11 protein-coding genes and 1 pseudogene are annotated in these 11,825 nt (G+C 64.3%); 4 read left to right on the forward strand and 8 right to left on the reverse strand.

Features of this window, described 5'->3' with window-relative positions:
* The 4 genes and pseudogenes from GQB03_RS18710 to GQB03_RS18725 form a co-directional block, all read left to right on the forward strand.
* Nucleotides 1-181, forward strand: a pseudogene (locus GQB03_RS18710) (IS21 family transposase); the annotation flags it as partial.
* The gene (gene istB, locus GQB03_RS18715; protein WP_159692606.1) at nt 174-959 is read left to right on the forward strand and encodes an IS21-like element helper ATPase IstB; all 786 of its coding nucleotides are present in this window, start codon (nt 174-176) and stop codon (nt 957-959) included. The pseudogene GQB03_RS18710 and the gene istB, both read left to right, overlap by 8 nt.
* A gap of 13 nt (nt 960-972) precedes the next feature.
* Nucleotides 973-1,647, forward strand: a complete 675-nt coding sequence (locus GQB03_RS18720; protein WP_159692608.1) for a hypothetical protein — start codon at nt 973-975, stop codon at nt 1,645-1,647.
* Nucleotides 1,640-2,362, forward strand: coding sequence for a class I SAM-dependent methyltransferase (locus GQB03_RS18725; protein ID WP_159692610.1), 723 nt, complete (start codon nt 1,640-1,642; stop codon nt 2,360-2,362). The genes GQB03_RS18720 and GQB03_RS18725 overlap by 8 nt, the downstream gene beginning before the upstream one ends.
* 86 nt (nt 2,363-2,448) lie before the next feature.
* Here the strand turns inward: GQB03_RS18725 and GQB03_RS18730 are convergent, their stop codons facing one another.
* From GQB03_RS18730 to GQB03_RS18765, 8 genes are all read right to left on the reverse strand, one after another.
* Nucleotides 2,449-2,964, reverse strand: coding sequence for a hypothetical protein (locus GQB03_RS18730; RefSeq protein WP_200832310.1), 516 nt, complete (start codon nt 2,962-2,964; stop codon nt 2,449-2,451).
* Nucleotides 2,961-3,923: a branched-chain amino acid ABC transporter permease gene (locus GQB03_RS18735; protein ID WP_159692612.1), complete on the reverse strand. Its 963-nt coding sequence runs from the start codon at nt 3,921-3,923 to the stop codon at nt 2,961-2,963. Before GQB03_RS18735 ends, GQB03_RS18730 begins: the two co-directional genes overlap by 4 nt.
* 21 nt (nt 3,924-3,944) lie before the next feature.
* The gene (locus tag GQB03_RS18740; protein ID WP_159692614.1) at nt 3,945-4,826 is read right to left on the reverse strand and encodes a branched-chain amino acid ABC transporter permease; all 882 of its coding nucleotides are present in this window, start codon (nt 4,824-4,826) and stop codon (nt 3,945-3,947) included.
* A 55-nt stretch (nt 4,827-4,881) separates the two neighbouring features.
* Entirely contained in the window at nt 4,882-6,096 is a 1,215-nt protein-coding gene (locus tag GQB03_RS18745; RefSeq protein WP_159692616.1) for an ABC transporter substrate-binding protein, read from the reverse strand.
* A gap of 32 nt (nt 6,097-6,128) precedes the next feature.
* Nucleotides 6,129-6,851, reverse strand: coding sequence for an ABC transporter ATP-binding protein (locus GQB03_RS18750; protein ID WP_159692618.1), 723 nt, complete (start codon nt 6,849-6,851; stop codon nt 6,129-6,131).
* 12 nt (nt 6,852-6,863) lie between these two features.
* Nucleotides 6,864-7,631 carry an ABC transporter ATP-binding protein gene (locus tag GQB03_RS18755; protein ID WP_159692620.1) on the reverse strand — a complete coding sequence of 256 codons (768 nt, stop codon included), beginning with the start codon at nt 7,629-7,631 and terminating at the stop codon, nt 6,864-6,866.
* Nucleotides 7,632-8,021: 390 nt separating this feature from the next.
* A complete protein-coding gene (locus GQB03_RS18760) occupies nt 8,022-10,601 on the reverse strand; it encodes a TRAP transporter permease (RefSeq protein ID WP_159692622.1) in 2,580 nt (859 codons plus the stop codon).
* Between the two features lie 133 nt (nt 10,602-10,734).
* Complete coding sequence (locus tag GQB03_RS18765; RefSeq protein ID WP_159692624.1) at nt 10,735-11,778, reverse strand: DUF5924 family protein; 1,044 nt, start codon at nt 11,776-11,778, stop codon at nt 10,735-10,737.
* Nucleotides 11,779-11,825: the final 47 nt, after the last annotated feature.

An 11,825-nucleotide genomic window follows, 5' to 3' on the forward strand; every position in this document is an offset into this window, starting at 1 on the left:
CGTCGAACTGGTGCTCGAATCTGGCCAGGTCAGCGTCGAGCACGTGCTCAACGTGATCAATCGGCTGCAGCAGGCGCCGATGCCGCAAAGCGTGGAAACCGCGCTGACGATCAAGACTGCGCCGACTGCCGATACCGGGCGCTACGACCGGCTGCGCAGGAAGGAGACCGGCCATGCGTGATCTCGTCACCGAGTTGAAGGCGCTGCGCCTGTACGGCATGGCAACGGCCTGGGGAGAATGGGTGGCGCGGGACGAAGCCGATCTGTCGCACAGCCGGCAGTGCCTCGAACAGTTGCTCGAAGCGGAACGCACGGACCGTGCGATGCGTTCGGTCCGCTACCAGATGCATGCCGCGCGCTTCCCCGTGCACCGGGATCTGGCCGGATTCGACTTTGCCCAGTCACCGGTGGAGCGCAAGCTGATCCTTGAACTGGCCGACTGCCACTTCGCCGACGAGGCCCACAATGTCGTGTTCATCGGCGGGCCTGGCACGGGCAAGTCGCACCTGGCCACGGCGATCGGCGTCTCGGGCATCACCCGCCACGGTCGGCGCGTGCGCTTCTATTCCACGGTTGATCTGGTCAATGCGCTCGAACAGGAGAAGGCCGCGGGTCGCGCCGGCCGGATGGCCCAGTCGTTCAAGAACATCGATCTGCTGATCCTGGACGAACTGGGCTACCTGCCATTCAGTCAGGCCGGTGGCGCGCTGCTCTTCCACCTGCTCTCCAAGCTCTACGAGCACACCAGCGTGCTGATTACGACCAATCTCGCCTTCGGCGAATGGGCCAGCGTATTTGTCGATGCCAAGATGACCACGGCGCTGCTCGACCGCCTCACCCACCATTGCCACATAGTCGAGACCGGGAACGACTCCTACCGCTTCCAGCACAGTACGGGCGTCGCCAAGGCGCGGATCCGTTCCCGCGAGAGCGCCCGGCACGAGCCCGTACCTGGGTAAGCACGCCGTCGCCGTGTCCGCCGCTTCGGGCTACGCCCTTCGCGGCGGACACGGCGAAACCAATTCATCTGAACACTCAGAAAAGGAGGACCCACAGGGCGCTGAAGCGATACACTTATCCACAGCTGCCGTCATGACAGGCAGCTATCGCCCCTGGTCAAAATTCAATCGGCACCCCTGGTCAAATTTGGATCGGCGCGGACATCGCAGGGCCATCGAAGCCTTGAAGGCATTCGGCGAGGTCAATTTGTTCCTGCGCGGGATGGTCCCGTTGGTGGGGTTCAAGTCCGCCATCGTCTACTACGATCGGGCTCAGAGGTTCGCGGGGGTATCAAAATACCCGCTTCGCAAGATGCTTGCTCTTGCGCTGGACGCGGTCACTTCGTTCTCGACCGTTCCGCTTCGCATGATTACTGTCACAGGGTTTCTGGTCTTCGCGGTCAGCGTGGTGATGAGTGCATGGACGCTATGGATAAAGTTGTTCACTGACCTGGCCCTACCCGGATGGACGTCGACGTTGCTCCCGATCTACTTGCTCGGAGGCGTGCAGATCCTGTGTCTCGGGGTCATCGGCGAATATCTCGGGAAGGCCTATAAAGAGGTGAAGGCACGACCCCGCTACATCATTGAAACGATGACGCGAAACGCATCCCCCATTGATCCGGGGGCGGAGTGTGAGCGTGGATAAGTCGGAGTTCGATCGGTTTGCCGAAGAGTATCGACAGATCCATGCCCGCAATATTGGACTCTCGGGCGAAAGCCCCGAGTTTTTCGCCCGATACAAAGTGCAGGATGTCGCGAATCTCGTTTGTGAGCTTGGGCTCCCCGGGCCTTCACGAATCCTTGACTTTGGAGCTGGCGTCGGGAACTCCATCCCGCACTTCAGGCAGCAGTTCCCAGAAGCCTCCATCTATTGCGCCGATGTTTCTCACGCGAGCCTGAAGATCGCGGCAGAGCGATTCGCTGGGTCAGCCGCCTTGATCCAGTTCGATGGGGAAACGCTCCCAATGCCGGCCGGCAGTTTTGAGCTGATTTTCTCGGCATGCGTGTTTCACCATATTCCCAAGTCGGGCCATGAAGGGCTGCTGCGCGAATTACTCCGGGTGTTGGCACCCGGGGGGGTGCTGATCATATTCGAACACAACCCGTTTAACCCGCTTACCCTGCATGCAGTGAACACTTGCCCGTTTGATGAGAATGCCGTGCTCTTGCGCCCCCGAGAGCTTTGCGACGCGCTCCGTCAGGGTGGATTTACGCGGGTTATTCGCCATTACAGGCTCTTCTTTCCGGGGGCGCTCCGCAGACTCAGAGCGTTTGAGCGTTTCCTGACTTGGCTGCCTCTGGGAGCCCAATATTTCGTCGCGGCGCGTAAACCGTCAGCGTCTGGGCCTGATCTGGCATAGTCGGACCCTAACCGACGATTCGGCAATGCGTGCTATCACTGGTCGGCAGCGAGATCGCGGGCAAACGCTGAGCATCGTCTTTTCAATCACTCGGCCCGAGCGTCTGCGCCATGCTCGGACAACTGGGCACCGAACCAGCGGTGAATCGCGGTGAGCAGCGCGAGGTCGGTGGTTTCGAAACGGATCTCGGCGCCGTCGGCCAGTGGCGAATACGTTACCTTGATCCGTGCGGCGCCGGCCTGCAGTTCTTTCAGGCCCGGCATGTTCTCGCCATGCAGGGTGGCCGGGTCGTTGTAGTCGCCGCGCTGGAAGGCGTGGGCCTCGTGTTGAAGATGCTGCTGGATCTTGGCGATCTGCTCGCTTGCATCCCGATCGCGCGAGAGGACTCGCTGGATGCCGCCGGTTTCGGTCATGCGGAAGACGTGAACGGTACGTGCGAGATCGAAGGGCATGACCTGCCCGCCCATGTGATGTACATGTTCCTGTCGACTCTGCGACAGCGTGCTGCCACAGCCGGCGATGGAGAGCGTGGCAAGGAGCGCCGCGCCCGCGCGTGCCGCACGGGCGTACCGGTCGGGGGCCGCGTTTCCGCGCGCCATCATTGCATGCCCGCGCGCTTGAGCAGCGCCTGGATCTCGCCGACGATCCCTCGCCGGAACAGCAGTACGCACGCCACGAAGATCGCGCCCATGATGACGGTGACCCAGGAACCCACCGATTCGGCAAGCTGGTTCTCGATGGTGACGATGGTGGCACCCCCCACGGCCGGACCAAGGATGGTGCCGAGGCCGCCGAGCAGGGTCATGAGCACGACCTCCCCCGACATGTGCCAATGCACGTCGGACAGCGAGGCGAGCTGGAAGACCAGGGTCTTGGTGGCGCCCGCGGTGCCCGACAGCGCGGCCGAGATCGCGAAGGCCAGCAGCTTGAACTTGTCCACGTCGTAACCGAGCGAGATGGCGCGGGGCTCGTTCTCGCGGATCGCCTTGAGAATCTGCCCGAAGGGTGAGTGGATGGTGCGGTAGATGATGAAGAAGCCAAGGCAGAACACCGCGTACACCGTGTAGTACATGGCCATGTTGTTGGACAGGTCGATCAGGCCGAAGAGGTGCCCGCGCGGTACGCCCTGCAGACCGTCCTCGCCGCCGGTGGCCTTTATCTGAAGCACCAGGAAGTAGACCATCTGAGCGAGTGCCAGGGTGATCATGGCGAAATAGATGCCGGTGCGGCGGATCGCCAGCGTGCCGAAGAGCCAGCCCATCAGCCCGGCCACGACGGTACCGGCAAGGATGCCAAGTTCGGGCGTGACGCCGACGTCCCGCATCATCAGGCCACAGACGTAGCCGGCCGAGCCGAGGAAGGCGGCATGGCCGAAGGACAGCAGCCCGGCAAAGCCGAGCAGCAGGTTGAAGGCCGAGGCAAAAAGCGCGAAGCACAGCACCTTCATGAGGAAGGTCGGGTAGAGCGTGAAGGGGGCGACCAGGCCGAGTACGAGCAGGGTGGTGTAGAGCACCGCGGGATTGAGCAGCGCGGACTGCGAGGCGAGGGTGGTGGGGCGCATGTACGGGTTCCTTTGTCGGGCTCAGGTCCTGCCGAAGAGGCCGGCGGGTCGTACCAGCAAGACGATGACCATGATCACGAAGACGATCACCGAGGAGGCTTCCGGGTAGAACACCTTGGTCAGGCCCTCGATCAGGCCCAGTCCGAGTCCCGTGACGATGGAGCCCATGATCGAGCCCATGCCACCGATCACCACCACCGCGAAGACGACGATGATGAGGTGCGAGCCCATCAGCGGATTGACCTGGAACACCGGGGCGGCGAGCACGCCGGCAAAGGCGGCGAGCGCGACGCCGTAGCCGTAGGTGAAGGTGATCAGCAGCGGCACGTTGATGCCAAGCGCCTGCACCATCTGCGGGTTTTCGGTGCCGGCGCGCAGGTAGGCGCCGAGCTTGGTCTTCTCGATCATGAACCAGGTGCCGAAACACACCGTCAGGGCGGCGACGATGATCCAGCCGCGATAGATCGGCAGGAACATGAAGCCCAGGCTCACGCCGCCGGCAAGCAGTTCCGGCACGTCGTAGCTCTGGCCCGAGATGCCGAACTGGTCGCGGAAGATGCCTTCGATGATCAACGCGATGCCGAAGGTCAGGAGCAGGCCGTAGAGGTGGTCCAGCTTGTAGAGCTTGCGCAGCATGGTGCGCTCGAGGAATACGCCGAAGGCGCCGACGATGATCGGCGTGGCGATCAGTGCGACCCAGTAGTTGATGCCGAACTTGGTGAGCGCGAGCCAGGCGATGAAGGCGCCCATCATGTACTGCGCACCATGGGCGAAGTTGATGATGTTGAGCAGGCCGAAGATGATCGCCAGACCCAGGCTGAGGATCGCGTAGAACGAGCCGTTGATCAGGCCGATCAGCAACTGGCTGCCGAGCAGCGCGGACGGGATTCCGAAAATTTCCATCAAGGGCTCCACGCCCGGGCTGGCAGCGCCCGCCCGGGCCTGTCAGTGGATCGACTTATTTCTTGACCAGCGGGCAGCGCGACTGGGAAAGCGGCTGGAACGCCTGGTCGGCCGGGATGGTCTGGCGGATGGTGTAGTAGTCCCACGGATACTTGGAATCCGCCGGCTTCTTGACCTGTACCAGGTACATGTCATGCACCATGCGGCCATCGGCACGGATCACGCCATTCTTGGCGAAGAAGTCGTTGATCGGGGTCTTCTTCATCGCCGCCATGACCTTGCCGGTATCGTCGGTGCCGGCCGCCTTGACCGCCTGCAGGTAGTGATAGATGGACGAGTACTGGCCGGCCTGGACCATTGTCGGCATGCGCTTCTGCTTGTCGAAGAAGCGCTTCGACCAGGCGCGGGTCTCGTCATTGCGATCCCAGTAGAAACCAGTGGTCAGATACATGCCCTGGGTCGGCTTGAGTCCGAGCGAATGTATGTCGGTGATGAACATCAGCAGGCCGGCCAGCGACTGCTTGGGCGTGATGCCGAATTCGGCCGCCTGCTTGATGGCGTTGGTGGTGTCGGCGCCGGCGTTGGCCAGGCCGATCACCTGGGCGCCCGAGGCCTGCGCCTGGAGCAGGAAGGACGAGAAGTCCGAGCCTGGGAACGGGTGGGCGACCGAGCCGAGCACCTTGCCGCCATTGGCGGTGATGACCGCGGTGGCGTCCTTTTCGAGTGCATGGCCGAAGGCATAGTCGGCAGTCAGGAAGAACCAGGTCTTGCCGCCCTGCTGGGTGACCGCCTTGGCGGTGCCGTTGGACAGCGCGTAGGTGTCATAGGTGTAGTGCACCGAGACGTCGTTGCACTGCTCGTTGGTGATCGGCGTGGAGGCGGCGCCGTTGATCAGCGCGATGCGGTCCTTTTCCTTGGCGATCTTCATGACCGCCAGTGCGGTCGAGGTGGTGACCAGTTCGGTGGCGGTGTCGACACCCTCGCGCTCGAACCATTCGCGGGCCTTGTTGGCGGCGATGTCGGCCTTGTTCTGGTGATCCGAGCTGACCATCTCGATCTTGAAGGCGGGTTTTTCCTTGGCGATGAAATCGTCGATGGCCATCTGGGTCGCGACCACCGCGCCCGAGCCGGCGAGGTCGGAATAGGTGCCCGACAGGTCGGTGAGCACGCCGATCTTGACCACGTTGCCGGAATACTGGGCCTGGACGCCGGCCGACAGCGTGACGAAGGCGGCAGCGCAGGCGACCGTCAGCAGTTTCTTGTGAGTCATGTATCTCCTCCTCGAGCGATGTGGTCCCCGGCTCAGACACCGAGGGTCTGATGCAGCCAATCCATTTTTTCCGGCAGTTCTTCCCTGGAAATGGTGGCGATGATCTCCCCGTGTTCCAGCACGTAGTGCCGGTCGGCGAGGGGTGCGGCAAAGCGGAAGTTCTGTTCGACCAGCACGATGGTGAAGCCGCGGGTCTTGAGTTCGGTGATGACCTCGCCGAGCTTCTTGACGATGACCGGGGCAAGGCCCTCGGTGATTTCGTCCAGCAACAGCAGTTTGGCGCCGGTGCGCAGCACACGGGCCATCGCCAGCATCTGCTGCTCGCCGCCCGAGAGCTTGGTGCCGGGGCTGCTGCGGCGCTCGGCGAGGTTCGGGAACATCTCGTAGATCTCGGCGATGCTCATGCCGCCGCTGGCGACCTGCGGCGGCAGCATGAGATTTTCCTCGGCGCTCAGCGAGGCGAAGATCGCGCGCTCTTCGGGAACGTAGCCGATACCGTGGCGGGCCATGCGGTGGGTCGGCTCGGCAATGATCTCCTTGCCGTTGAGCATGATCGAGCCGGTGCGCCGGCCGACCAGACCGAGAATGGACTTTAGCGTGGTGGTGCGGCCCGAGCCGTTGCGGCCCAGCAGGGTCGCGCACTCGCCGCGGCCTATCCTGAGGTCGATGCCGTGAAGGATGTGGGATTCGCCGTAGTAGGCATGCAGATCGGTGATCCGCAGCATCTCGCGATTGGGGCTGGCAGGTGTGCTCATGCTGTCGTGCGCTCAGTGGTGTGCATCGGCCATGTCGTCGGAACCGACGTAGGCTTCAAGCACCTGCGGGTTCTTGGAGACCTCGTCGTAGCTGCCTTCGGCGAGCATGCTGCCGCGCTGCAGGACGGTAATCCGGTCGCACAGGTTGGCGACAACCGAGAGGTTGTGCTCGACCATCAGGATGGTGCGATTGGCGGAGACCTTGCGGATCAGGTCCACGACCCGGGCGATATCTTCCTGGCCCATGCCCTGGGTGGGTTCGTCGAGCAGCATCATCGTCGGCTCGAGCGCCAGAGTCGTCGCGATCTCAAGCGCGCGCTTGCGTCCGTAGGGCATTTCGCCGGTGACGGTGTCGGCGAAGCCGGCCAGGTCGACATCCTCGAGCAGGGCCATGGCGCGGTCGTTGAGCACGTCGAGGCTCTTGTCCGAACGCCAGAAATGGAAGGCGGTACCGAGCTTGCGCTGCAGGCCGATGCGCACGTTTTCCATCACCGTGAGGTGGGGGAAGGTGGCCGATATCTGGAAGGAGCGCACCAGCCCGCGGCGGGCGGTGGCGGCGGGCGCCTCGTGGGTGATGTCCTTGCCCTCGAAGCGGATCGTGCCGCGGGTCGGAGGCAGAAATTTGGTAAGCAGGTTGAAGACCGTGGTCTTGCCCGCACCGTTCGGGCCGATCAGCGCATGGATGTGTCCGCGCCGGATCTTCAGATTGACGTCCGAGACGGCCGCAAAGCCCTTGAACTCTTTGGTCAGGTCGACGGTTTCGAGGATGAAGTCGCTCATTGCGGGCCCCGGATCGGATGCGTGTGGCGATATGAGGGTAAACCCTCGGTGTGTGGTGCTGCCGTTGACGGCCGTCCGGTGGTGGCGGCCGGGATTGGGGCGGATTGGCACTGCCGGGGCGGAAAGCGGACGAGCGCGCTGCGTGGCCAGAATGACGCCCTTACTGTGGGCAGGCTCTTGCCGTTTCGGCCCTTGCGCATTCGTCCCCCTCGATCCGCGTGGTCTTGTGGTGTGTTGCCGTGGGGTGTGCCGTTATCGCCGGCGTTTTCCCCGAAATCCGCAGCCGGCCTAGCGGCGGCGCCTGCGGAAGTAAGCCCATTAGGGGAGTTTTCCCGGCCTGTGCGCCATAAGGGAATACCCTTACAAGAGGCAAGTCAGGGCCGCGTCGGGTCAAGCCGGCGCGGGGGCGTACCTCAGGCGCTGCCGGCGGAGCACCCAGGCGATCAACATCAGCGCCGGCAGGAACATCCACTCCCGCGCGATCCGGTTGCCGGGGACCTCGACAGCGATGACCCGAAATCCGGCCTCTACACCGAGCTTGGCCGCCTGGCTGCCGAATTCGACGCGGGTGACGGTGAAGCCCGCCTCGCTGATGACCGTGCCGATACCATTGTCTGCAAGACGCCGGGTGGCGGTGGCCGCAGGTTTGCCCAGGGGCAGCAGGATGCCGCGCTCGACCGCGTCGCCCTCCAGCGTGGTGCCAGCGAACAGCACCCGCATGCGCGTGTCGGCCGGCGCCTCGACGATCGCCTGCTCGGCGGCGGTCCCGGTGAGCTGCGTGTAGGGCGGACTGAGCGGGTCCATGAACATGCCCGGATTGAACAGCATGAACACCGCGAGCAGCATCGCCAGCCGCTCGGTTCCGGTGCTGCGCACCAGCAGCCAGCCCTGGTTCACCGAGATGAAGGCAAAACCCGCGAGCGTCGCGCTAGCGAGGGTGATGAAGGTATGGCCAAGTCCGTCCACGCCGATCAGCAGCAGCTTTGGATTCAGCACGAACATGAAAGGCAGCAACGCCATGCGCATCGAATAGCGGAAGGCGATGATGCCGGTGCGGATCGGGTTTGCAATCGCGATGCTCGCCGCGGCGTAGGAGGCCAGCCCGACCGGCGGGGTGATATCGGCCATGAGGCCGAAATAGAAGACGAACAGGTGTGCCGCGATGAGCGGGACGAAGAGGCCGTTCTGAGCGCCGATGGCGACGATTACCGGTGCCATCAGCGATGACACCACGATGTAGTTGGCAGTGGTCGGCAGGCCCATGCCCAGTACCAGGCAGATCAGCGCCACCAGCGCCAGCATGACGATGATGTTGCCGCCCGACAGGGCCGTCACGAGTTCGGTCATGACCAGGCCGACACCGGTCAGCGTGACGGTGCCGACGATGATCCCGGCGGTGGCGGTGGCGATTGCCACGGCCACCATGTTGCGGGCGCCCGCGGCAAGCCCGTCGATGAGGTCCTGCAGGCCGCGCCGTGATGCGTCACCGATGCCGTGTTCGCCGCGAAACCAGGCCAGCAGCGGGCGCTGGGTGAGCACGATGAAGGCCAGGAAAAGCGTCGCCCAGAAGGCTGCTCGTGTCGGGGCGAGCTGCTCGACCACGAGGTTCCAGACCAAGGCACCGACCGGCAGCAGAAAATGCATGCCCGAGCGCAGTGTGGGTCCGAAAGGTGGCAGCGCGGTGATCGGCGCGTCCGCTGGCGAGACTTCGCCGGCGTGCGGCAGGCTCATGCGCAGCAGGACAACGTAGGCCGCGAGCAGCAACAGCGCCATCACCAGGAAGGAGAGCTGGGGGAGCGCCGCGTGAACCAGGCTGCCGATCACCGAAACCACGGTCAGCACCAGCGCGATGCCGAGAAAGCCGAGTGCAAAGCTGGCCATGGCTCGATGCCAGCGCCTCGAGCGCTGCCGTGGCAGGCCACGCAGGTCGGCCTTTACTGCCTCGAGGTGGACGATGTAAAGGAGGCCGAGATAGGACACCATGGCCGAGATCAGCGCGTGCTTGAGAACCTGCACATAGGGCACGCCTACGTATTCGACCATGAGGAAGGCGGCAGCCCCCATCACCGGTGGCATCACCTGACCGTTGACCGAGGCGGCGCATTCGATCGCGGCGGCCTTCTCCGCCGGGTAGCCGACCCGCTTGATCAGCGGAATCGTGAGCGGCCCGGTGGTGACCACGTTGGTGATCGACGAACCCGAGATCAGACCGGTTGCGGCCGATGCGACCACCGCGGCCTTGGCCGGACCGCCCCTCATGTGGCCGAGCAGCGCCACCGCACTGCGGATGAAGTAGCTGCCGGCACCGGCGGTTTCGAGCAGGGCGCCGAACAGCACGAAGAGGAAGATGAGGCCGGCCGAAACGCCCAGTGCCACGCCGAAGACTCCTTCGGTGGTGAGCCACATGTGGCTCATGGTGCGGCCGAACGAGGCGCCCTTGTGGGCGATCAGCTCCGGCATCCGCTCGCCGAAGAAGACATAGCCGAGCAGCACCAGCGCCATGACCACCATCGGCAGTCCGAGCACGCGCCGGGTGGCTTCGAGGAGCAGTGCGAGGCCGCATGCCGCAACCGCGATTTCGAGCCCGGTGGGATCGCCGGTATGGGCGCTTACCGAATCGTAGAAAACCGACAGATAGGCGGCGCTGAGCGCCGCCAGCACGGCGAGCACGAGGTCGATGCGCGGTGGTGGGCCGCTTGCGCCGCGTCGCGCCGGGTAGGCAAGAAAGGCGAGCAGCACCGCGAAGGCAAGATGCAGTGAGCGGACCTTCGTTTCGTTGAGGACGAGCACGCCGAAGAGTTCGGGCAGCGGCGAGGCGACCCACAACTGCAGCGCCGACCAGCCCACCGCGGCGAAAGCCAGCAGCCGCGCCATCGAGTCGCCGGCGTGTCGCAGCCCTGTCGCATTGTCCGTGGTGCGCCGGCGTGCATCGTTTGCGGCGTCGGTTCCGGTGGTGCTGGCGTCGCTCATGCGGCTTGCCCGGGGTCGGTTGTCGGTGTCCGGCGGCGATGACGGCGTGATCCAGGGGGCGGCCGCCGGCCTACGCCCGCAGTATCTTTGCGGGCATGTGGATGGGTCAAGCCGTGTTCGCCGGGTGACGTGCTCAGCGCTTCGTGGGCGCTGCCTCGTCCGTGACCCGGAAGCGCAGCGTGCCGATCAACTGGCCACCGGCCGTTACCACCCGCACTTCCCATCGACCGGCAGGGGTGTCCGGGAAATGCGTCTTGTGGGTCCATGCCCGATAGCCGGCTTCGCGACCGCCGAGAATCTCGAGGTCGATGCTGTCCACGATGGTGCCGTTGTGTATCCAGTGATGGAAAACCTGCTCGCTCAGACCGAGTGGTGCGTTGATCGCGGTGAATGCATAGACGCCCTTGTCGCGCAGCTGCGCGACGCTCAATCGCCTGACCGCCGGGCCCGGCTCGCGCGATGCTTGGTCCAGTTCGAGGCTGATCGCGCCGCGGCCGAGCCAGAGCGTTGCCGGTGGCACCGCCGAGCGTGCGAACCAGCCGCATGTTGCGAGCAGCGTCAGCAGGGCTGCGACCGCGAGGCCCCGGCGTGGGAGCTGCCGCGGAACCGTTGCAGCGAGGCTGGGGAACGAAAGCAGGGCCGCACTGACGAGCGCGATCGAGTAGCTCCGTGCGGTCGGCAGATGAACGATCAGTGGCAGCGCCACGAGTAACACCGCGAACAGCGTGAGGCTGTGGTACGCCAGGTAGAGCCAGCGTCGCGGCGCCAGTCGGTGGTAATAGAGCGGGTCGGTGATCGCGATCAGCGCAGCGATGACGAGGAGCGCGGTGAACGCGGCCTGGGTAGTGTTCCACGCGGTGGACACGATGAAGAAGGGCAGCGTGAAGAACAGGCTTTCCTGGTGGATCAGCTGCATGGCGTAATTGAGCAGGACCTGTGGCAGCGCGATCCCGAAGCGGCGTTTCAGCCGGGTGCGCAGCAGGCGCTCGAGGACCAGCCAGACCCAGCTCGCCAGCAACAGCAGCGCGATCACGCGGACCGAGCCGCGGTGACGCTCGATGAGAAAGAAGCTGGCGAGGCCCGAGACGAAACCGAACACCGCGACCGAGCCCGGATGACGCCGGAGCACTTCGGCAAGCTGGTGCCCGCGGGCAATGAGTGGGGAAAGGGGCGTCATCCGGGCCGCTGCACCGCAGTGGTGCGCAGTATTCGTCGTGACGTCGA

Origin of the sequence: Cognatazoarcus halotolerans (genome assembly GCF_009800965.1) — a bacterium.
Lineage (GTDB): Bacteria > Pseudomonadota > Gammaproteobacteria > Burkholderiales > Rhodocyclaceae > Cognatazoarcus > Cognatazoarcus halotolerans.

What these genes read in the sequence shown, in the direction of transcription:
- istB (WP_159692606.1), top strand. Translation starts at nt 174, where the DNA reads ATGCGTGATCTCGTCACCGAGTTGAAGGCGCTGCGCCTGTACGGCATG.
- GQB03_RS18760 (WP_159692622.1), bottom strand. Translation starts at nt 10,601, where the DNA reads ATGAGCGACGCCAGCACCACCGGAACCGACGCCGCAAACGATGCACGC.
- GQB03_RS18735 (WP_159692612.1), bottom strand. Translation starts at nt 3,923, where the DNA reads ATGCGCCCCACCACCCTCGCCTCGCAGTCCGCGCTGCTCAATCCCGCG.
- GQB03_RS18765 (WP_159692624.1), bottom strand. Translation starts at nt 11,778, where the DNA reads ATGACGCCCCTTTCCCCACTCATTGCCCGCGGGCACCAGCTTGCCGAA.
- GQB03_RS18745 (WP_159692616.1), bottom strand. Translation starts at nt 6,096, where the DNA reads ATGACTCACAAGAAACTGCTGACGGTCGCCTGCGCTGCCGCCTTCGTC.
- GQB03_RS18730 (WP_200832310.1), bottom strand. Translation starts at nt 2,964, where the DNA reads ATGATGGCGCGCGGAAACGCGGCCCCCGACCGGTACGCCCGTGCGGCA.
- GQB03_RS18740 (WP_159692614.1), bottom strand. Translation starts at nt 4,826, where the DNA reads ATGGAAATTTTCGGAATCCCGTCCGCGCTGCTCGGCAGCCAGTTGCTG.
- GQB03_RS18755 (WP_159692620.1), bottom strand. Translation starts at nt 7,631, where the DNA reads ATGAGCGACTTCATCCTCGAAACCGTCGACCTGACCAAAGAGTTCAAG.
- GQB03_RS18750 (WP_159692618.1), bottom strand. Translation starts at nt 6,851, where the DNA reads ATGAGCACACCTGCCAGCCCCAATCGCGAGATGCTGCGGATCACCGAT.